This window comes from Chromatocurvus halotolerans (genome assembly GCF_004340525.1).
In the GTDB taxonomy this organism is placed as follows: Bacteria; Pseudomonadota; Gammaproteobacteria; order Pseudomonadales; family Halieaceae; genus Chromatocurvus; species Chromatocurvus halotolerans.
Genome location: NZ_SLWX01000004.1, coordinates 70974 through 89664 on the forward strand (window position 1 = coordinate 70974; position 18691 = coordinate 89664).

The following is an 18691-nucleotide window of genomic DNA, read 5'->3' on the forward strand; positions in this document are numbered from 1 at the left end:
CGAATCCTCGAGCCGGCTATCCGCCGGCAACTGGCGTCCCGTTACACTCACTCAGAGGCACCCGAACGCGCTTTAAGAGGTATAGCGGCAGGTGACAGAATTTCTTGAGCCGCCCCGGCTCCGGAAAGCACTTTGCTCAGCCCCTTGCTCAGCCCCTGGGACGGTTCCGGCGTGATGTCGCGGCCCGGTGCCTCCACTGGCGCCTGACGGGCCGCACTCTCCAGCTGTCGTACCAGTACATCCGCAAGGCCAAAGCCGCCCTTGCGCGCCATGTCCAGCGCCACCTGCTGGTCGAACATCTCGTAATAGCTGTCCATCTGGCTGCTGCCAAACAGCTCATCCTGGCTGGCGGCACGCATGTGCTTGAGCATGTTCTGCACCAGCAGCGCCTCGAACTGCTGTGCCGCCTCGCGCACCGCCTCGGGGTCCTCGCGCTGGGCCGCCAGCTTGAGGCCACTGAAGCCGGCGGCATCAAAGGCCACGCCGCTGCTGCCCGGGATTGCCATGCTCAGATCACGATCAGCTGGGCGCGCAGGGCGCCCGCTTCCTTGAGGGCTTCCATAATGGCCACCAGGTCGCTGGGGGCCGCGCCCACCTGGTTCACCGCCTGGATAATCTCGTTCAGCGATACGCCGGCATCGAACAGGAACATGCGCCCGTCGCCCTCCTGCACCTCGATGTCCGTGCGCGGCACCACGGCAGTCTGACCACCGGCAAGGGCGCCCGGCTGCACCACTTCCGGCCGCTCGGTGATGGTCACCGACAGGGAGCCGTGGGCGACGGCCGCGGGCAATACCCGCACCTCACTGCCAATCACCACGGTGCCAGTGCGTGAATTGATGATCACCCTGGCCGGCGCCGTCCCCGGCGACACGCGCAGGTTCTCCAGCTCCGACAGGTAGGCGATGCGCTGCGTTGGATCCAGGGGCGCCCGCACCTCGACGGACACGGCATCCAGGGGACGCGCGGTGGCCGGACCCAGCGTGTCGTTGATGGTTTCCGCCATGCGGTGGGCGGTGGTGAAATTGGGAGTGTGCAGGTTGAACACCAGATATTCCTTTTCCAGAATGGCGCTGGGCACTTCGCGCTCCACCGTGGCGCCACTGGGAATGCGGCCACTGCTGGGCACGTTTACCGTGATGCTCGAGCCATCCTGCCCCTCGACACCGAAACCGCTGACCACCAGGCTGCCCTGGGCGAGGGCATACACGTTGCCATCGGCGCCTTTCAGGGGAGTCATCAACAGGCTGCCACCGCGCAGGCTGCGCGCGTTGCCCAGCGAGCTTACCGTCACGTCCAGGCGCGTGCCCGGCTTGAGAAAGGCAGGCAGATCCGCGTGCACCGAGACGGCGGCCACGTTGGTGAGCTGCGGGACGATATCCGAGGGCACCGTGATACCGAACTGCTGGATCATGTTGTTCAGCGCCTGCAGGGTGAACGGCACCTGGGCGGTCTGGTCGCCGGAGCGGTCCAGACCCACCACCAGACCGTAGCCCACCAGCTGGTTGGTGCGTACACCGCCGACAGAGGCGAGGTCCTTGATGCGCTCCGTCGGACCGGAGCTCTGCGCCAGCGCAAGACCTGGCAGCAGCAGACAGAGCACCAGCAACCGGGTGCGCCGTGAGAACAGTGAAGGCATGACAGCGCTCATCAGAAAGGAAAGATCGGTGAGTTGAAGAAGCGGCTCAGCCAGCCCTGCTTGTTGGCATCGGACAGGGCGCCGCGACCGCTGTATTCAATCTGCGCATCGGCCAGCTTGAAGGAGGGCACGGAGTTGTCGGCACCGATATCCGCCGGGCGCACAATGCCCGCCACGCGCAGGAATTCGCGACCCTGGTTCACGGTAATCCACTTCTCGCCGCGCACAATCAGGTTGCCATTGGGCAGGCGGCGGTACACCGTGACCGAGATGTTGCCCTCCACATTGTTGCTCTGGGCGCTGTCGCCCTCGCCCTCGAAGTCCCGGCCGGCGCTCAACTCGCTCTGGAACAGGGGAATGCCATCGCCGCGGGTGAACTGCTCGCCGAACAGGGTCGGGTTCTCGATGCTGGCGGAGCCACTCTTGCTGGTGCTGGTGCTGGCACTGGTGGAGGCGTTGGTGCGCTCCGCCAGCTGGATAATGAGCGTGTCGCCCACGCGCCGCGCCTTGACGTCGCCAAACAGGGAGATACCCGTCGCCATCTGGTAGATGGCGCCGTTGGCCTGATCGGCTTCCGGCACCGGCGGCTCCGGCGGCAGGGTAGCCGTCCAGTCGCGGATCGGCTGGGGGCTGGCGCAGGCACCGAGCAGCACCACGGACACCACCGCCAGCGCCCGGCGGGCAACCCTCGAGGCAAATACTGTCACAGCGCGTACCCTCACAGGTTGTTGGTGACGAACTGCAGCATTTCGTCGGAGGTGCGGATGGAGCGGGAATTCAGCTCGAAGGCGCGCTGGGTCTCGATCATGTTCACCAGCTCCTCCACCGTATTCACGTTCGATCCTTCCACCATGCCCTGCACGAGGGTGCCAAGGCCATTGATGCCCGGCGTGCCGATCAGGGCCGGACCGCTGGCGCCGGTTTCCACGAACAGGTTCTCGCCGCGGGGCTCAAGACCGCCGGGGTTGACGAAATCGGCGGTCTGCAGGATGCCGATCTGCACCGGCGCGGCCTGCCCCGGCAGCTGCACGCTGACCGTGCCGTCGACGCCGATCGTGACGCTGCGGGCATTCACCGGCACGTTGATCGCGGGCTGGATCTGGTAGCCGGAGGCGGTCACCAGCTGGCCGATGGAGTCCACCTGGAAAGAGCCGTCGCGGGTGTAGCTCTGGGTGCCGTCGGGCATGAGAATCTGGAAGAAGCCGCGCCCCTGAATGGCAACGTCAAAGGCGTTCTCGGTCTGTACCAGCGAGCCCTGGGTGAACATCTTCTCGGTGGCCACCACCCGCGCGCCGGTGCCCAGGTAGAGACCGGAGGGCATTTCGGTATTCTGCGACTGCTGCCCACCGGCCTGGCGCACGTTCTGGTACACCAGGTCCTCGAACACAGCGCGACCGCGCTTGAAGCCGGTGGTGTTGACGTTGGCCAGGTTGTTGGACACCGTCGCCATGCGCGTCTGCTGGGCGTCGAGGCCGGTCTTGGCGATCCAAAGTGCTCTCATGTCGCTGCTCTCATCAGGGTGCGTTCTTGTGTATCAGGGTGCGTTCTTGTGTATCAGGGTGCGTTCTTGTGTATCAGGGTGCGTTCTTCCGTGTTCTCGAGAGTCATGTTCTCGAGGATCGTGTTCTCGGCCATCGCGCTCTCGATAGCCGTGTCGTGACTGCCAGGCTTGATCATCATGCGGTTCAGCCCATGCGCATCAGCTGCGCCGCGGTATCGGCATTCTCGTCCGCTGCGCGCTGCATGCGTACCTGCATCTCGAACTGCCTTGCCAGTTCGATCATCTCCACCATGGACTGGGCCATATTGACGTTGCTGGCCTCCAGGTGACCGGTGAGCAGGCGGACATCCGCATCCGGCGGCGGCACCTCTCCGTCGGCGGCGCGAAACAGACCGTCCGTGCCACGCTGCAGCGTGTCGGGATCGGGGCGCACCAGCAGAATGCGGTCGAGTATCGCCTGCGCCTGCGGTCCCTGGCCCAGCGGCACAATGGACAGCGTGCCGTCAGCGCCGAGGGACACTTCCTTGTAGGGCGGAATCGCAATCGGTCCCGCGTCGCCGAGCACCGGGTTGCCATCACCCGTGCGCAGCAGACCGTTGGCGTCCACCTGCAGGTCGCCGCGGCGGGTCAGGGCCTCACCGCCATTGGCATCCTGCACCACCATCCAGCCCTCGCCCTGCACGGCGACATCGAGCACGCGGCCGGTGGACTGCAGCGCTCCCGGCGACAGGTCGGGCCGGGAGTCGCGGGTTTCCACGTTGTAGCGGGTCGGCATGCCGGGGCCCTCGATTTTCTGCGCCGCGGCGCTGTCGAGTGCGCCCTTGAACGCGGTGGTGCTGACGTTCGCCAGGTTCTGCGCGTTGCGGGCCTGGGCCTCCATTACCCGATGGGCACCGGTCATGCTGACATACAGCAGGCGATCCATCAGCAGCGTCCCCCTTGTGTCATTTGCCGATCAGCCTCAGCGGATGTTGATAATGGTCTGGGTCACGGTATCCGCCGTGGAAATCATCTGCGCGTTCGCCTGGAAATTGCGCTGCGCGGTGATCATCTGCACCAGTTCCGCGGTCAGGTCCACGTTGGAGGCCTCCAGCGCACCGGATTCCACCAGGCCGAAATTCGAGGTTCCCGCCTCGCCCAGCAGGGCCTGCCCGGAGGCAAAGGTTTCGGTAAAGGTGGTGTTGCCGTTGTTGGCCAGGCCCTGCACGTTGGCGAAGTTGGCCATGGCCAGCTTGCCCAGCGGATTCGCCTGCCCGTTGGTGAAGCGGGCGAACACGATGCCTTCCTGACTGATGTCGATGCCCGTCAGACGGCCACTTTCAAACCCGTCCTGGCTCAGTTCGTTGATGGAGAAGCGGTCGCCGAACTGGGTGGTATCTGAAAAGTTGGTGGTGAGTTCCAGATCCTCGGCGCCGTTGCCGGGGTCGACCGGGGGGAAGACGATTTCGCCGCCTGCAGGCACCGTCAGGTTGCCGAGGGCATCGAATTCCAGATCTTCCGCGCCGCCAACAGGATCACCATTGACGTAGAGTGATACTTGCCAGGCGTTATCTGCCGCCCCCTTCACAAAGTAGTAACTGGCCGTATTGCTACCCCCCAGCGAATCGATCACTGACAGCGAGGTAGTGTGGTTGAACGTCGTGGGATCAGCTGGAACCAGTGGAGGGAGAGGGTCCCCGGGTGGCTCGGCGTCGGCTGGCAGATTCAGGCCGGCGGTGACCACTTCGCTCGCCCGCGGCGGGTTATTGGCGGTCACCAGCTGCAGGTCAGTGAGCTCCGCCGTATTGAAGCTGTCGCCAGCGGGCGGGAACGCCTGCAGACGCAGGCCGTCTGCATTGACCACGAACCCGTTCCGATCCACATTGAAGGCACCGGCTCGGGTATAGCTCTGAGCGCCGCTGTCGCTCAGGGTAAAAAACCCGTCACCGACAATGGCCATATCCAGGTTATTGCCCGTGAAATCGATGGTGCCCTGGGAGAACTGCTGCTGGATGGAACTCAGCCGCGTTCCCAGCCCCGTGGCCGAGGACGTTACCGACTGCAGACCCGCGGCAAACAGCTCGGCAAAGTTGGCCCGTGACTGCTTGAATCCCGTCGTGTTGACGTTGGCGATATTGTTTGAGGTGACCTTGAGGTCAGTATTGGCGGCATTCAGCCCCGACAGCGCAATCTGAAATGGCATTGTTTTTCTCCTTCAGGAAATTTCAAGGGCCCGGCTGAGCGACATCGCGCCCATACCGGCCACATTTACCGAGATACCCCCACCGGGGCCCTTCAATGACACGCTGTCGACGCGGCCCCAGACCAGGGGCTCCGCCGCCTGTGTTTCACGGCCCACCCGGTAGCGGGCTTCCAGCTGATAGTTGCCGGGCGGCGCCAGTTTTCCGTCACTGTCTGTCCCGTCCCAGCTGAAGGCAGCGCGGCCACCCGGGCCCGGGACCAGCGGCAGCTGGGCTACCAGCTGGCCCTGGGCATTCTGTATCGCCAGGACCCCCGCGCTCGCTTCCGCGGGCACCTCGACCATGCCGCTCAAGGGGTTCTCGCCATCAAACGCGCCCTGGCTGGAGGGCACCAGCACCTGACGATCCACCAGCGACGCCGCCTGCAGGGCCTGGCTTCCGGTCAGCGCATCCGCTGTGTCGGTAAAGGTGGACTGCAGCCGGTCGATACCGGACACCGTGGAGAACTGCGCCATCTGACCTAGAAAATCCCCGTTCTCCATGGGCTTGAAGGGGTCCTGATTCTGCAGCTGCGTGGTCATGAGGCGCAGAAAATCCTCCTGGCCGAGCTCGTCCTGCTTGCGCTCGGATGCCTGCGGCTGGCGCGCGAACAGGTTCTGTATGGCTGTCATGTCAGTCATCGCTACTGTCTCCCAAGGCTCAGTGTCCGCAACATCAGGTCCTTGGACGTGTTGAGGATTTCCACATTGTTCTGGTAGGCGCGCGACGCGGAGATCATGTTGGTCATCTCCGTTGCCAGGTCCACGTTGCCGCGGTAAATGTAGCCCGCCTCGTTGGCTTCCGGGTGTCCCGGCTCGTACACCGGCTGCGGCACCGTGGCATCCTCCACCACGCCCAGTACCCGCACCCCCGCCGAGGCTTCATCGCCAAAACCCTGCATGATCGTTTCGAACATGGGGTGACGCGCGCGGTAGGCCTGCTCCGGATCGCCGCTGACCGAATTGATGTTTGCAAGGTTCGACGCCGTCGTATTAAGGCGCACCGACTGAGCGCCCATGCCGGAGCCCGCGATGTCGAATACCCGGAAAAGATCCATCAGTTATTCCCTCCCTTGAGGACATTCACTATTGACTGGATGCGGCTGTTGAGAAACTGCAGGCTGGCCTGGTAGCGCACGGAATTCTCCGCGAACGCCGCCTGCTCCGTGTCCTGCTCCACCGTATTACCGTCCTGCGCCGGCTGCATCGGCACCCGGTAGAGGAGCGGCCCCGGGGCTCCCGGGCCATCGCTACCGCCCAGGTGCCGGCTGTGGGTGACCCGCATCTGCTCGCCACCGGCGGCCTGGCCGCCCGCCTGCGCGAGCACCGCCTTGAAATCGTAGTCCCGGGCCTTGAAGCCCGGTGTATCGGCATTCGCCAGATTATTGGCGATCACTGTGTTGCGCTGCGAGCGCAGGCTCAGCGACTGCTGATGAATGCCAAAATAGCTGTCGAGACTGAAACTCATGACGCCGTACCATTCCTACTGTTGGTGTTTTCTCTTTACCCGGGGAGATAACAGCAAGATATGTGCCAGCGGTGAGGGTGGCCCGATTACAGCTGTTTTGCGGCGTTATGCCGGCCTGTGGCGGCAAATGCTTGCCGCTGCGGCAAGGTGGAGTCGCGCAGCAGCCGCCCTTGACCGGCGGATGGTCCCATGCCGAGGCAACAACACCCCGGTGTTCAGCAGACGCAGACCGGGCCGACGCGGATTCATAATGGGCACAGGGCTTGCATGAAAACTGGCACCCTTGTGAGACAAACCACGATGAAAATGTCCTTCACTAACATGACTGCGACCAAAAGAGCCCCGCTACCGCCTTTTTGCCGGTCAATCCTCGCAGGGCTCCTGCTGCTGATCGCCGCCACAGGCGCGGCGGACAACAGCCGTCAGGCACTAGATGATATCAGGGCGACCGCGGAGGCCTTCGTGCTGGCACGACTGGGCGGCAATGCCAATGGCACCACGGCATCCGCCGGTCAGCTGGATCCGCGCCTGCGGCTGGCGCGCTGCCAGCAAGCGCTGGTTGCCTTTGCGGTCGCCGGCGATCGCCTCAAGGGCAACACCAGCGTCGGGGTGCAGTGCCCGGGTAGCTGGAGGCTGTATGTGCCGGTAAAGGTGGAAACCCTGCGCCCGGTCCTGGCACTCAGGCACTCCCTCGATCGCGGTAAAATACTGGGACCGGATGACCTGGAATTCGTCACCGTGGACACGGACAGACTGGTCCGGGGCTATTATGCCGACATGGCAAGCGTTACCGGGCACACGCTCAAGCGCTCCGCCGCCGGCGGCACCATCCTCACCCACACCCTCGTGCAGGAGCCACCCGTCATACAGCGCGGGCAGCGGGTGTCCCTGGTATCCAGCGGCAGCGGTATCGCGGTTCAGGCGCCTGGAGAGGCACTGGCCGACGCCAGGATCGGCGACCGGCTGCACGTCCGGAACCTGTCGTCAGGCAAGACCGTGCAGGGGATTGCGCGCTCTTCAGGTACGGTTGAGGTGTATTGAGCATCTATTGAGTACACATTGAGTAAATGTTGAGTGCCGGCCCACTAAAGTTTGCCCGACACCTGCCGCTACTTTATATTGCAACGATTCGAATTGGAGCAAGCGTGATGTCAGACAGCATCAATGGCCTGGGCAAGCCAATTGGCCCGCCCCTCTCGCGTGGCAGCGGCACGCCGGAGACCGGCAGCCCGAGGACGTCGTCGACGCCCGCCGGTGGTGATTCTGTCAATCTTACCGATACTGCGCGCCAGCTCCAGAACCTGGTCAAGACGACCAGCACCGAAGAAACGGTCAGTGCCGACCAGGTCAGCGCTATCCGCCAGGCGCTCGCCGACGGGCAATATTCCATCGACAGCCGCCAGATCGCCGAGCGGCTGCTGCAGTTCGACCGTTGATCCGCGGAGATCCCGACGTGCTGCAAAGTCCAGCCCGCTTCGCCACGGCGCTCGCAGACATGCTTCAGGCGCAGCGTGAATGTGCAACCCAATTGCTACAGATTCTCGAGCGTGAGCGCGCGGCATTGGACGATGGCGACCTCGTCGCCATGGATACCGCATCTGCCGACAAGACCGCTGCACTTGCCGGCATGGAGCAGCTCAAGAGCCGCGAAGACCAGCTGCTGGCAGGCACCCCCTTCAGCAACAGCGACACCCCCTTTGAGCAGGCGCTCGCATGGTGCGACGCATCGGGTGCAGTACGCGCCGTGCGCGAGGACGTTTCCCGGCTGATGATCGACTGTGATCGCAGTAACCGCCGCAACGGCTTGCTGGTGCAGCATCGGCTGAACTACGTCAGGCGCGCCATCGATATACTGCATGCTGCCCACGCGGAAACGCTGGTTTACGGGCCGGATGGCATGGCCCACAGTGGTGGCTCTTCACGTCTTCTCGCCGAGGGCTGAACCAGCCCGGCCGGGCAGGTCGGGCGTTTGCATGAACAGGGCGCCAAAGGAGACGACACATTTTGGACGATACCGGCATTTCCGATCAGGAGCAGATAGCCACACTGATCGGCAACGTACAACGCCATCAGTTCCCGGTGCGCCTCCTCGCGGCGAATGCCAGTGCCCCCGAGCCTTCCCTGCTGCTGGCGGGTGACCCGCAGAGTGCGCAACTCGTTTTCGACGCACCGCGCGACCTCGAAAGTGGACTCTACGCTACCGGCACCACCATGACGGTCATGACCTCATGCAACGGCGCCGAGCTGCGCTTCGACACAGCAGTGATAGGTACCGAAACCTTCAAGGGCTATCCGGCGCTGCGCACCAGCTGGCCCGGCAGCGTGATCTCCCGACAGCGTCGCAAGGCCTTCCGGGTTCGGGTGGGCGAGGACAGAAGCAGCCGGCTGGAGCTCTTTGATGACGCTGGCAATCGTATCCGCGGTCGACTCATCGACCTGTCGCTGGCCGGCTTTGGCGCGTTGATTGATCGCACGGCGCCACTGCGCGCCGGCGAAGAGCTGGACAGTTCGCTGGAGATTGATGGAGTCTCGCTGGGAACCACCATTTACCTGAGCGATCTACGCATACCCGATCATGGTCGCTTCATGCGCATTGGTGCGGCGTTCACCGGGCTCACACCGCAGCAGCAGTCACAGCTGGGAAAGCTGATACGCGCACTCGAGAGGCACGCCATCCGCGCCGAGATGGCGCGCAGCTGAGCGCCATCTCGGCGCCCGCCGTATCGCGCGGGCGATTCATCCCCTCAGAATAACTCCACTTGCCCCGCCGTATGATTGATGATCGCCTCACTCAGCTCACCGCTGGCCACGAGATCCTCGTACATAAACGTGCGATTGCGGCCGTGTGCCTTGGCGTAATACAGCGCCTCGTCGGCCTTGCCCAGCAATGAGGCCGCCGACAGCGAACCCGCAACCTCAATCGCCCCGCAGCTCACTGTCACTCTCTCGCCCTGGGGAAAACGATGGGCGTGGATCGCCATCCGGAAGCGCTCGAGCGCGGCCATGGCCTCGGCAGGATTGGCGTTTTCCATGATGACGACAAACTCCTCGCCACCAAAACGGAACAGCAGATCCGACTCGCGAAAGGTCTGCTCCATGATGCGCGAGAACAACAGCAGGATTTCGTCGCCATACAGGTGGCCGTAGGCATCGTTGAAGCGCTTGAAGTGGTCGATATCGAGGATGGCCAGCCAGTGCCGCAACTGCCGGGTATCGGTGCTTCGACGTGGCGCGTCCAGCACTACCGGGGATTTTTCACTGCCGATGACCTCCAGCGCGCGATGAATGCAATCGTCAAAATACCGCCGGTTCAGCAGGCCGGTGAGGGGGTCGCGCTGCGATTCATCAATAAAGCTACGAAAATTGAAGTAAATGCGCTTGAAGGCCCGGAACGCCACCAGGCGCTCGGCACTCACTGAGCTCGCATACTGGACGACCAGACTCACGCTGTTGCCACGGTCATTCTGCCGGCTGAATGCCGCGATCTGGCGATTCCCGCCAGCCGTCGCCTGAGCGCCCTCGGGAGAAAGTCGCGCCTTTTCAACCAGCCGACGCTGCTCATCTGTCAGCGCATCCTGCTGCCAGTTGCTCTGGTAACTGCGCGACCCCCTGTCCCAGCAGCGCTTTAAGCGCATTTCCCTGCCGTTGGCCGAGGACAGGTGGAGCAGGACATAATCAAAGGGCAGCAACTGGCAGGCGCCCTCCAGGAAGATGCGGTCCAGCTGCTTGATATCGCTGGTGGAGGATAGCTTTACGGTATAATTCAGGATGCTGCCCTCGGCTTCCGGCAAGCTTGCGTGGGGCGTACTGTCGGTCACCTGCATGGGCAGCAATTCACGTTTCTTAGCATGAGGATTCGAAAGGTAACAGTTCGGCCGGGGGCTTTCAATTTGACGCCGATAAATGATGCTGGCGCGCAAGCGGCATATGGACAGGACATTTTTTTCGAAGTGTTGGATAATTCGAATCCGCGCAGAATCACACTCTCGTGAGCAGCCCCCGCAGGCGACGCAGCAGAACGCGTTAGTGCATCAGGCGCCCAGCGCGGGTTAAGCCAATAACGGTTTATCGGTAAACACTTATCGAGACCAGGAAAAGGATCCACCGTGCTATTCAGCAAGCGCAGAAAGTCATCTGACACCAGCAACCTCAGCACCGACGCACACCTGAAGGTGGCGCAGGCGCGGCAGTCCAAATACCGCCAGCTCAGCGAGGACTTTCTCGGCTGGCTGAAGGATTTCGCGCTCGACGAAGAAGATATCGACAGCGCCAGCTTTTACGCGGCGCTGGAAATATTGCGCGCCCGCCTGCAGGAACTGAATGACAGCACCCGGCCGCAATCGGTCGAAACGCACACGGCTTTCATTCCTGCCTTCATTGCACGGCAGCGGCGCCACCTTGAGGAGCGCGATACGGAACTGCGGGAGGTTGTCCAGGTTTTGACCAGTGCCGTTATCGCGATGAACTCACGCAACGACGCCTATGATTCCAGCCTGAGCGAACAGATCGAGAACATGACAGCGCTGAGTCGTCTCGAGGACATCCGCAAACTGCGATCTGGCCTGATCGCGGAACTCACGCAGCTGCGAGAACTTCAGGAGAAAAAGCAGGCCGCCGAGTCCAGCAGCATTCAGAAGCTCACAAGCCAGGTCGCTTCACTGCGCACCGAGCTCGAGCTTGCGCAGGAAGAATCCCGTCGCGACGGCCTGACGGACATCTACAACCGGCGGGCCTTCGATGCCTTCCTCGATGGCCAGCTGGATACCAATGGTTCGCGCAGAAGCCAATTTGCGCTGTTAATGCTGGACCTGGACAACTTCAAGGCAATCAACGATAACTTTGGCCACCTGCTGGGTGACCGGGTACTGCTGGCAGTGGTTGAGATCTGTCGCAGCGTGATACGCAGTGAGGATGTGTTTGCGCGCTTCGGTGGCGACGAGTTCGCCATCATTTTTCCCGGCGCTTCAGCACGCATTGCGACCCGAAAGGGGAATGAAATTTGTAAAATTCTCAAGTCGCGGATATTCACCGTAGAGGAAACGCCGGAGCGCCCGGAAACGAGCCTCGTCCTCAGCGTCAGCATCGGCGTCACGGCCTGCAAAGCCGGAGACAGCCGTGCAAGCCTGCTGAAAAGAGTTGACACCGCGCTATATGAGGCCAAACGGGCAGGCAAGAACTGCGTCCGCTCTGCCTGACCCACACGAGCTAGAACGGAATCAGCGCGTAGCCCTCGCCTTGCAGCTGCACGTGGGCGGACATGGCCGAGAGCGCCATGCTGACGGTGGGGCTCAGCTCGTCCCTGCCAAAGCCACGAGCGGCCGCGGTCTGACCACAGAGATAGAGGGTCACACCGGCGTCGGCGAGGCCCGCGAGAAGCCCCGTATTCGGGTTGTCCACCCCGAAGCGCTTACGGTAGGCGGCATCCGTCAGCAGGTCCTTGATGGCCGCACCGTGAACGATCAGCGCCATTTCCAGGCTATCGGGCGGCGTGCCTGCCCGGGCCTGCATATTGAGAAAGCGCGCGACGGAGTCGATGCCCCGGTTGATCTCATCCACCGAGCCAGACGTGGAAGAGAGGTCCTTCCTCACCTTGTAGTTGCGATCGTTGGCCAGGGCAAAGGCACCCTTTTCCACCGGGAATACCGGTCCATACCCCTCCACGACAGGACCGGTTTCAGCGCCGGGAGGATAGTCGGCGGCGGCAAGGAACGCCGAAAAACAGAAAAAGCAAAGAGCAATGATTGAGCGCACGGGACACCTTCCACTTAGTGGGTTGACTGAATGCCTGATCATCGCAGACCCGGGCGCGGGAGAACAGCCAGTCCGCTCAGGGCACGGCGAATTTGCGGGCGCGTAGCACCGGGGGCTTGAGGAAGGGTTTTGCGCCGGTATTGTCGTGCTGGCCCAGCACCCGCCCGTCGACATTGGTGCCGTACAGGGAGTGGCGATGGAAATTCTCGTAGCGCTGGCGCGTCTCTTCGGCGCTCCCGGTGTAGCGGGGGTCCTGCGGGCGCTCCTGGGAATTGACGAACAGCGCCACGTCCCAGGCCTCCTGCGGCGACAGACTGCCACCCTGCCCAAACGGCATGTTCAGATGAATGAAGGCTGCGGCCGTGAAGATACGGCTCATGCCCGAGCCCCAGTTATAGGCATTATCGCCCCAGAGAGCGGGCATCAGCGGCGCGCCATTGTGCCGCAGGCCTCCGCCGTCGGCGCCATGGCAGGCGGCGCACTGTGTGCGGTAAATCGCCTCGCCCCGCTCGCGGCTGGTACCGGCCGGGATGCGCGTACCCAGATGGCGATAGCCACGGCCATAGATATTCCCCTCGTACACCGGAGCGCCGGTTGCCAGCCAGCGATGGTAGGCCACCAGCGCGACCATGTCGTCGCTGCCGTAATCCGGCGGCTGGCCATTCATGGAATAGGCAAAACAGCCGGCAATGCGCTCTTCCAGCGAGTTCACCTGCTGGTTCTTGGCGCGAAAGTCGGGAAAGGTGGTGGCGGCGGGCCACACGGGGCCAGACCACGGCAGCCGTCCCTCGCCGGGATGACAGCTTTTACAGGTCATGTCATTGAACACGTAGGTCCCGCGAAACTGCTGTGTGTTCATGAAGATGTCGCGTCCCCGCAGAATCACCGCTTTCAGACCGGGATGAATGGTGGTGCTTTCCTGCAGTGACGTAAGCGTCGGCGGTGTGTGCTGATACTGCCCCGGCTCCGGCGCGGGGGCGCCCGGCGGCAGCGACGCCTCACCGGCAAGAGCAGCCGCAGCCAGCAACAACGGCACCGAGGCGAACCCCGGCCAGCGCCGGCGCCCGGCCCGCAGGCCGTGCCGCCATCCGGTAGCGCAGACGCGTCGCAGGCGAAACAGGGGACGCCTGCCCACGGCAGACGCTGACACTTTCGGCACAGGGACGGCGTCGGTCATTCATCGCAGCTCCAGCAAACCGCCATCGACGGGGAGAACCTGCCCGGTCATCCAGGCCGAGCGCGATGTCCCCAGAAAGTGCACCACCTCGGCAATCTCCGGGGACTCCCCCCAGCGCCGGATAGGGTAGCGGGCAATCACGCCCTCCAGCAGCTCATCGAAGTGCGCATCGTCCCGCGCGCGGGCACGAAACTGCGATTCCGACAGGGGGGTTCGCACTGCGCCCGGCGCTACCGCGTTGGCACGCACACCGCGGTCGGAGTAATCCGCCGCAATCTGCCGGGTGAGCGCGGCGATAGCGCCCTTGGCGGCGGAATAGGCGGCAACGCCGCGCATGCCCGCCAGCGCCACCGTCGACGCCGAGAACACGAGAGTGCCCTGACCGCTCTCCATCAGGTAGGGCAGCGTTGCCCGCGCCGTGAGAAAGGCCCCCGTCGCATTCACGGTCATGGCGCGATTCCAGTCATCCAGCGACAACGAGAGAATGTCGCCCTCGACCATGATCCCGGCGTTGGCGGCCACGATATCGATGCGCCCGGTGGTATCAACGACGGTGCTGACCAGGCGCGCCACGGAATTCTCATCGGCAATATCGACCTCGACCGCAAAGGCCTCAAGGCCGCCCTCCCTGAGCGCCGCGGCGGTGGCGCTGGCGGACTCCAGGTTGATGTCGGCGCAGACAACGGTGGCGCCGTCAGCGGCAAAGCGGTCGGCGATGGCGCGGCCAATGCCGGACCCGGCGCCGGTCACCAGCACCGTCCTGCCGCGCAGGTCGCTCACAGCGCGGGATCTGCCGCAAACAGCTGCGGGTACATGAAGCGCATGGCCTCCTCGTCCATCTCGGTCTTGAAGTCGTGCCGGTTCGGCAGGTCTTTGGCGCGCTGTGCCGCCGGACGCGCATCGATTTCCTGCATGAAGCGGTCCAGATTGGGATAGGTTGCCATGATGTCGTCGTCCGCCAGCATGTAGGTCAGGCGATCGCCCCAGCCCCACACCGCCATATCCACGATGGTATAGCTATCGCCGAGCATATAGCGGCTGCGCGCGAGGCGGTCATCGACAATCTGCCAGTGGCGCCGCGCCTCGAAGTCGTAGCGCTTGATGGCGTAGGGAACGCTGTCCGGGGCGAACTTGCGAAAGTGCACCGCCTGTCCGGAGAAGGGCCCGAGCCCCGAGGCAACGAACATCAGCCAGGACAAGAGCTGCCCGCGCGCACCCGGCGTATCCTCCGGGAGGAACTGGCCCGTCTTCTCGGCGAGATAAAGCAGAATGGCGTTGCTGTCGAACACCGGGTGCCCATCATCGATGATGGCCGGCACCTTGGAATTGGGGTTGATCACCTTGAAGGTCGGCGTGTGCTGATCGCCCCGCTTGCCATCGATGGGGATGGCCTCGTAGGCCAGGCCCGACTCCTCCAGAAACAACGCCACCTTCATGGGGTTGGGCGCGGCGCTATAGAAAAATTTCAGCATTCCCTGCTCCTTGGTATGTTTGCATCGCCCGTTCCCGACGAGCGGTGATTGAATCAAGCTGTCCAGCGGCCTGGTCTACAGGCCCAGAAGCCATACACCCGCGAGCAGCGACAGCAGCGTCGCCGTGCCGTAGCCCACCCAGCCCACGAGCCGGGCGGACAGGGGCACGTGCAGATCGTGCAGCCCATGACAGAGGCGGTGCAGGGTGTGAAAAAACGTCAGCGACAGCCCGGCAAAGGCCAGCAGCGCCCCCAACGGATGCCGCAGCGCCGCGAGTACCGCCGCGTGTCCCGCCGCCACATCATCGGCGAGCAGCGCCGGCAGCACCAGCAGTGTGATCAGCACGAGGGCCGGGCCGAGAAAGGCGAGCAGCATGCCGCCAGCACCGAACAGCGACCAGGCCACAGGCTCCTGGGAACGCCGGGGCAGTGAACGGGTCATGCCCCACCTCCGGCGAACTGCCCCAGCGCCCACCACGCCAGCAGCGGCAGCAGCAGCCAGCACAGCGCCGCCGGGACAACATGCGCCAGGCGCAGCCAGTGCCCTGGCAGGGTGCCGTGACGCGTGGGTATGACCAGAATTTTCGGCACCAGCTGAAACCAGGTCCAGGCGTGCCAAAGCACCGCCAGCAGGGCCACCGCCTGCAGTGCGATGAGCGGCGGCGACTCCATGAAGGCCAGCCAGGCCTGGAAGGCAGTCTCGCCGCGGCCCAGTTCGCGGACGCCGTACAGCAGGCACAGCGCATACAGGAACAGCGGGAGTGCAGTGGCTTCACGCAGCATATAGCGCCGATAGGCGGGATGACGCCACCACCAGAGGGCGTCCTGTCGCGGCGGCAGCGGCTTACGCATCGTCGCCACCCCGCAGAAGCCGGAACAGATTGACCGCGTAATTCACGTTGGATGCCACCTTGCCCTGATTGATGGCGGCGGCGGGGTCGACATCCTTCGGGCAGACGTCGGAACAGTAGCCGACAAAGGTGCAGGCCCACACGCCGTCCTCGCCGTTGAGAAAGGGCATGCGCGCCTCGCGCCCCTCGTCGCGGGAATCCAGATTGTAACGCTGGGCCAGGGTCAGCGCTGCCGGCCCCAGAAAATCCGGGTTGCGCCCGAACTGCGGGCAGGCGGCGTAGCACAGGCCGCAGTTGATGCAGTGGCTGAAGGACTCATAGCGCGCCATCTGCACCGGAGTCTGCAGGGTCTCCCCCGCCTCAGGTGCTTCGGCCTGCTCGCGCTGCAGCCAGGGCTGCACGGTCTCGATATGCGCAAGCATGGGGTCGATATCACTCACCAGATCGCGCTCCACCGCCAGGTTTTCCAGCGGTCGCAGTACAATCTCGTCGGCGTCGGCGTAGTGACGCAGGAAAGTCTTGCAACCCAGCCGCGGCTCGTCATTCACCATGACCCCGCAGCTGCCGCAGATTGCCATGCGGCAGGACCAGCGGTAGCTGAGGCTGCCGTCTTCCACGTCCTTGATGTGGTTGAGGGCATCCAGCACGGAGGTATCTTCACTCCAGGGCACCTCGAAAGACTGCCACCAGGGGGCGTCGTCCTCTTCGGGACGGTAGCGCTGCACGCGAACCTTCAGGCTTCCACTCATGCGCGTTTCTCAAGGGCGGGCTTTTCCCCCGCCTCACCGTAATGTCGTTCGCCCGGCGGCAGGCGGGTAATCACCACCGGCTGCCAGTCGACGGTGGCGTCGCCGTTATCCGCTCGCCGCGCCAGGCTGTGGCACAGAAAGCGCTGGTCGTCGCGGGCCGTGGCATCCAGCCGCTGATGGCTGCCCCGGGATTCCTCCCGCCCCAGCGCCGCCTGCGCCATGGCGTTGGCCACATCCAGCTGACAGCCAAGCTCGATCGCATTCAGCCATTGCGTATTGAAGACGCGACTGCGATCCGTCAGGCCGAGCGACTGGTAACGCTGCTTCAGCCTGGCCAGTTCAGCGCAGGTTGCCGCCAGTTCCTCGCCACTGCGGAAAATGCCGGCACCGCGCTCCATGCTTTCGCCAAGTGCATCGCGAATGGCCGCGAGTGACTCATCGCCATCGGCCTCGCGCAGCGCCTCCCAGCCCGCTGCGTTGTGCTCGGCCTGCTCGCGCAGCACAGCGGCGTCCGGCACACCGGCGGCCAGCGCATGGGACGCCGCCTGCTCCCCCGCAACCCGCCCAAACACGCTCAGCTCCGCCAGGGAATTGGACCCCAGGCGGTTGGCGCCGTGCAGGCCGATACTGGCACATTCGCCTGCGGCAAACAGGCCCGGCAGCGGTGTCGCGGTGTGGATATCGGTCTGGATGCCGCCCATGGTGTAGTGTGCCGTGGGCCGCACAGGGATAGGTGCTGTCACCGGATCGACTCCCACGTAAGCACTGGCCAGCTCGCGGATGAAGGGCAGGCGCTCGTTGATGCGCGCCTCACCAAGATGACGCAGGTCGAGCTGCACTGCCTCACCGCGGCGGGTCTTAAGGACTCGGCCTGCCCGTGCCTCGTGCCAGAAGGCCTGGCTGAGGCGATCGCGCGGCCCCAGCTCCATGTATTTGGTGCGCGGCGACCCCGGGGGCGTCTCCGGACCAAGGCCGTAATCCTGCAGATAACGATGGCCGTCGGCATTCAGGAGTAACCCGCCCTCGCCACGGCAGGCCTCGGTAATCAGGATGCCCGACCCCGGCAACCCCGTGGGGTGATACTGCACGAACTCCATGTCGCGCAGCGGCACCCCCTGGCGCCAGGCCATGGCCATGCCGTCTCCGGTAACAATACCGCCGTTGGTGTTATAGCGATAGACGCGGCCCGCACCGCCGGTCGCGAGGATGACCGCGCCCGCACGGAGGCACACATGATGCCCCTCGCGCATGTCGATGGCCTGCACGCCAACGCAGCGCCCCTCGTCCACCAGCAGGTCGGTGCAGAAAAACTCATCGTGACGCTGGATGGAGGGGTACTTGAGGGAGGTCTGGAACAGGGTATGCAGAATGTGGAAACCCGTGCGGTCGGCGGCAAACCAGGTGCGCTCGATCTTCATCCCACCGAAGGCGCGCACGTTGATGCGTCCATCGGGCTTGCGGCTCCAGGGGCAGCCCCAGTGTTCGAGGCGCAGGTTCTCCTCGGTGGCATGCTCGACAAAGTAATCCACGACATCCTGATCGCACAGCCAGTCGCCGCCGGAAACCGTGTCAACAAAGTGGTCGAAGTGACTGTCGTGGTCCTGCACCACGCCGGCGCAGCCGCCCTCGGCGGCCACCGTGTGGCTGCGCATGGGATAGACCTTGGACAGCAGCGCAATGCGCAGGCCCGGCGCCTGCTCCGCGGCGGCGATGGCGGCGCGCAGGCCTGCGCCGCCACCCCCTACAATCACAATATCGACGTCGCTGTGCTGAATATCCATCGGCTTTTCCTGTGTCGCGTCTGCGGCAGCGGCTGCACACTGCACAAGGTGCCTTTATAACATTTTGATGGCTCGACTGCCTGCT

Annotated in this window: 24 protein-coding genes; 5 read left to right on the forward strand and 19 right to left on the reverse strand. The window is 63.9% G+C overall.

What is annotated here, in order from left to right:
- Nucleotides 1–47 precede the first annotated feature (47 nt).
- The 10 genes from EV688_RS05990 to flgB are packed head-to-tail and all read right to left on the reverse strand — an operon-like array spanning nucleotide 48 to nucleotide 6826.
- On the reverse strand, nucleotides 48–506 hold the full coding sequence (locus tag EV688_RS05990; protein WP_117314856.1) for a rod-binding protein: 459 nt from the start codon (nucleotides 504–506) through the stop codon (nucleotides 48–50).
- A gap of 2 nt (nucleotides 507–508) precedes the next feature.
- Complete coding sequence (locus EV688_RS05995) at nucleotides 509–1639, reverse strand: flagellar basal body P-ring protein FlgI (protein ID WP_117315235.1); 1131 nt, start codon at nucleotides 1637–1639, stop codon at nucleotides 509–511.
- Between the two features lie 11 nt (nucleotides 1640–1650).
- Entirely contained in the window at nucleotides 1651–2346 is a 696-nt protein-coding gene (gene flgH, locus EV688_RS06000; RefSeq protein ID WP_117314857.1) for a flagellar basal body L-ring protein FlgH, read from the reverse strand.
- A gap of 11 nt (nucleotides 2347–2357) precedes the next feature.
- Nucleotides 2358–3140 carry a flagellar basal-body rod protein FlgG gene (flgG, locus tag EV688_RS06005; RefSeq protein ID WP_117314858.1) on the reverse strand — a complete coding sequence of 261 codons (783 nt, stop codon included), beginning with the start codon at nucleotides 3138–3140 and terminating at the stop codon, nucleotides 2358–2360.
- A 53-nt stretch (nucleotides 3141–3193) separates the two neighbouring features.
- The gene (locus EV688_RS17785) at nucleotides 3194–3319 is read right to left on the reverse strand and encodes a hypothetical protein (RefSeq protein WP_276309844.1); all 126 of its coding nucleotides are present in this window, start codon (nucleotides 3317–3319) and stop codon (nucleotides 3194–3196) included.
- A gap of 5 nt (nucleotides 3320–3324) precedes the next feature.
- Nucleotides 3325–4065, reverse strand: coding sequence for a flagellar basal body rod protein FlgF (locus EV688_RS06010; RefSeq protein ID WP_117314859.1), 741 nt, complete (start codon nucleotides 4063–4065; stop codon nucleotides 3325–3327).
- A gap of 36 nt (nucleotides 4066–4101) precedes the next feature.
- Nucleotides 4102–5322, reverse strand: a complete 1221-nt coding sequence (gene flgE, locus EV688_RS06015) for a flagellar hook protein FlgE (RefSeq protein WP_117314860.1) — start codon at nucleotides 5320–5322, stop codon at nucleotides 4102–4104.
- Nucleotides 5323–5334: 12 nt separating this feature from the next.
- Entirely contained in the window at nucleotides 5335–6000 is a 666-nt protein-coding gene (locus EV688_RS06020; protein ID WP_117314861.1) for a flagellar hook assembly protein FlgD, read from the reverse strand.
- Between the two features lie 2 nt (nucleotides 6001–6002).
- Nucleotides 6003–6416, reverse strand: coding sequence for a flagellar basal body rod protein FlgC (gene flgC, locus EV688_RS06025; RefSeq protein WP_117314862.1), 414 nt, complete (start codon nucleotides 6414–6416; stop codon nucleotides 6003–6005).
- Nucleotides 6416–6826: a flagellar basal body rod protein FlgB gene (flgB, locus tag EV688_RS06030; protein ID WP_117314863.1), complete on the reverse strand. Its 411-nt coding sequence runs from the start codon at nucleotides 6824–6826 to the stop codon at nucleotides 6416–6418. The genes flgC and flgB overlap by 1 nt, the downstream gene beginning before the upstream one ends.
- Before the next feature lie 321 nt (nucleotides 6827–7147).
- On the opposite strand from flgB, the gene flgA reads away from it, so the two are divergent.
- The 4 genes from flgA to EV688_RS06050 all read left to right on the forward strand — a co-directional run bounded on the left by flgA (nucleotide 7148) and on the right by EV688_RS06050 (nucleotide 9526).
- Nucleotides 7148–7867, forward strand: coding sequence for a flagellar basal body P-ring formation chaperone FlgA (flgA, locus tag EV688_RS06035; protein WP_162883785.1), 720 nt, complete (start codon nucleotides 7148–7150; stop codon nucleotides 7865–7867).
- A 107-nt stretch (nucleotides 7868–7974) separates the two neighbouring features.
- A complete protein-coding gene (gene flgM / locus EV688_RS06040) occupies nucleotides 7975–8262 on the forward strand; it encodes a flagellar biosynthesis anti-sigma factor FlgM (protein WP_162883786.1) in 288 nt (95 codons plus the stop codon).
- Nucleotides 8263–8279: 17 nt separating this feature from the next.
- Nucleotides 8280–8768: a flagella synthesis protein FlgN gene (locus tag EV688_RS06045; RefSeq protein WP_117314868.1), complete on the forward strand. Its 489-nt coding sequence runs from the start codon at nucleotides 8280–8282 to the stop codon at nucleotides 8766–8768.
- 62 nt (nucleotides 8769–8830) lie between these two features.
- Nucleotides 8831–9526 carry a flagellar brake protein gene (locus tag EV688_RS06050; protein WP_117314870.1) on the forward strand — a complete coding sequence of 232 codons (696 nt, stop codon included), beginning with the start codon at nucleotides 8831–8833 and terminating at the stop codon, nucleotides 9524–9526.
- A gap of 44 nt (nucleotides 9527–9570) precedes the next feature.
- On the opposite strand, the gene EV688_RS06055 is transcribed toward EV688_RS06050, so the two are convergent.
- Nucleotides 9571–10650, reverse strand: a complete 1080-nt coding sequence (locus EV688_RS06055) for a GGDEF domain-containing protein (RefSeq protein ID WP_131917568.1) — start codon at nucleotides 10648–10650, stop codon at nucleotides 9571–9573.
- A gap of 282 nt (nucleotides 10651–10932) precedes the next feature.
- Between EV688_RS06055 and EV688_RS06060 the strand changes: the two genes are divergently transcribed.
- On the forward strand, nucleotides 10933–12021 hold the full coding sequence (locus EV688_RS06060) for a GGDEF domain-containing protein (protein WP_117314873.1): 1089 nt from the start codon (nucleotides 10933–10935) through the stop codon (nucleotides 12019–12021).
- A 10-nt stretch (nucleotides 12022–12031) separates the two neighbouring features.
- Here the strand turns inward: EV688_RS06060 and EV688_RS06065 are convergent, their stop codons facing one another.
- The 8 genes from EV688_RS06065 to frdA all read right to left on the reverse strand — a co-directional run bounded on the left by EV688_RS06065 (nucleotide 12032) and on the right by frdA (nucleotide 18606).
- Nucleotides 12032–12577 carry a DsrE family protein gene (locus EV688_RS06065; RefSeq protein WP_162883787.1) on the reverse strand — a complete coding sequence of 182 codons (546 nt, stop codon included), beginning with the start codon at nucleotides 12575–12577 and terminating at the stop codon, nucleotides 12032–12034.
- A 76-nt stretch (nucleotides 12578–12653) separates the two neighbouring features.
- Entirely contained in the window at nucleotides 12654–13754 is a 1101-nt protein-coding gene (locus EV688_RS06070; RefSeq protein WP_117314877.1) for a c-type cytochrome, read from the reverse strand.
- The gene (locus EV688_RS06075; RefSeq protein ID WP_117314879.1) at nucleotides 13755–14534 is read right to left on the reverse strand and encodes an SDR family NAD(P)-dependent oxidoreductase; all 780 of its coding nucleotides are present in this window, start codon (nucleotides 14532–14534) and stop codon (nucleotides 13755–13757) included.
- Entirely contained in the window at nucleotides 14531–15226 is a 696-nt protein-coding gene (locus EV688_RS06080; RefSeq protein ID WP_117314881.1) for a glutathione S-transferase family protein, read from the reverse strand. The genes EV688_RS06075 and EV688_RS06080 overlap by 4 nt, the downstream gene beginning before the upstream one ends.
- Nucleotides 15227–15301: 75 nt before the next feature.
- Complete coding sequence (frdD, locus tag EV688_RS06085; protein ID WP_117314883.1) at nucleotides 15302–15667, reverse strand: fumarate reductase subunit FrdD; 366 nt, start codon at nucleotides 15665–15667, stop codon at nucleotides 15302–15304.
- The gene (locus tag EV688_RS06090) at nucleotides 15664–16077 is read right to left on the reverse strand and encodes a fumarate reductase subunit C (RefSeq protein WP_117314885.1); all 414 of its coding nucleotides are present in this window, start codon (nucleotides 16075–16077) and stop codon (nucleotides 15664–15666) included. The genes frdD and EV688_RS06090 overlap by 4 nt, the downstream gene beginning before the upstream one ends.
- Nucleotides 16070–16825, reverse strand: coding sequence for a succinate dehydrogenase/fumarate reductase iron-sulfur subunit (locus EV688_RS06095; protein ID WP_117314887.1), 756 nt, complete (start codon nucleotides 16823–16825; stop codon nucleotides 16070–16072). The genes EV688_RS06090 and EV688_RS06095 overlap by 8 nt, the downstream gene beginning before the upstream one ends.
- Entirely contained in the window at nucleotides 16822–18606 is a 1785-nt protein-coding gene (gene frdA / locus EV688_RS06100; protein WP_205686483.1) for a fumarate reductase (quinol) flavoprotein subunit, read from the reverse strand. The genes EV688_RS06095 and frdA overlap by 4 nt, the downstream gene beginning before the upstream one ends.
- Nucleotides 18607–18691 lie beyond the last annotated feature (85 nt).

What these genes read in the sequence shown, in the direction of transcription:
- EV688_RS06010 (WP_117314859.1), bottom strand. Translation starts at nt 4,065, where the DNA reads ATGGATCGCCTGCTGTATGTCAGCATGACCGGTGCCCATCGGGTAATG.
- flgA (WP_162883785.1), top strand. Translation starts at nt 7,148, where the DNA reads ATGACTGCGACCAAAAGAGCCCCGCTACCGCCTTTTTGCCGGTCAATC.
- EV688_RS06090 (WP_117314885.1), bottom strand. Translation starts at nt 16,077, where the DNA reads ATGCGTAAGCCGCTGCCGCCGCGACAGGACGCCCTCTGGTGGTGGCGT.
- EV688_RS06020 (WP_117314861.1), bottom strand. Translation starts at nt 6,000, where the DNA reads ATGACTGACATGACAGCCATACAGAACCTGTTCGCGCGCCAGCCGCAG.
- flgC (WP_117314862.1), bottom strand. Translation starts at nt 6,416, where the DNA reads ATGGATCTTTTCCGGGTATTCGACATCGCGGGCTCCGGCATGGGCGCT.
- frdA (WP_205686483.1), bottom strand. Translation starts at nt 18,606, where the DNA reads ATGGATATTCAGCACAGCGACGTCGATATTGTGATTGTAGGGGGTGGC.
- flgM (WP_162883786.1), top strand. Translation starts at nt 7,975, where the DNA reads ATGTCAGACAGCATCAATGGCCTGGGCAAGCCAATTGGCCCGCCCCTC.
- EV688_RS06070 (WP_117314877.1), bottom strand. Translation starts at nt 13,754, where the DNA reads ATGACCGACGCCGTCCCTGTGCCGAAAGTGTCAGCGTCTGCCGTGGGC.
- EV688_RS17785 (WP_276309844.1), bottom strand. Translation starts at nt 3,319, where the DNA reads ATGATGATCAAGCCTGGCAGTCACGACACGGCTATCGAGAGCGCGATG.
- frdD (WP_117314883.1), bottom strand. Translation starts at nt 15,667, where the DNA reads ATGACCCGTTCACTGCCCCGGCGTTCCCAGGAGCCTGTGGCCTGGTCG.
- flgB (WP_117314863.1), bottom strand. Translation starts at nt 6,826, where the DNA reads ATGAGTTTCAGTCTCGACAGCTATTTTGGCATTCATCAGCAGTCGCTG.
- flgE (WP_117314860.1), bottom strand. Translation starts at nt 5,322, where the DNA reads ATGCCATTTCAGATTGCGCTGTCGGGGCTGAATGCCGCCAATACTGAC.
- EV688_RS05990 (WP_117314856.1), bottom strand. Translation starts at nt 506, where the DNA reads ATGGCAATCCCGGGCAGCAGCGGCGTGGCCTTTGATGCCGCCGGCTTC.
- EV688_RS06095 (WP_117314887.1), bottom strand. Translation starts at nt 16,825, where the DNA reads ATGAGTGGAAGCCTGAAGGTTCGCGTGCAGCGCTACCGTCCCGAAGAG.
- EV688_RS05995 (WP_117315235.1), bottom strand. Translation starts at nt 1,639, where the DNA reads ATGCCTTCACTGTTCTCACGGCGCACCCGGTTGCTGGTGCTCTGTCTG.
- EV688_RS06080 (WP_117314881.1), bottom strand. Translation starts at nt 15,226, where the DNA reads ATGCTGAAATTTTTCTATAGCGCCGCGCCCAACCCCATGAAGGTGGCG.
- EV688_RS06055 (WP_131917568.1), bottom strand. Translation starts at nt 10,650, where the DNA reads ATGCAGGTGACCGACAGTACGCCCCACGCAAGCTTGCCGGAAGCCGAG.
- flgG (WP_117314858.1), bottom strand. Translation starts at nt 3,140, where the DNA reads ATGAGAGCACTTTGGATCGCCAAGACCGGCCTCGACGCCCAGCAGACG.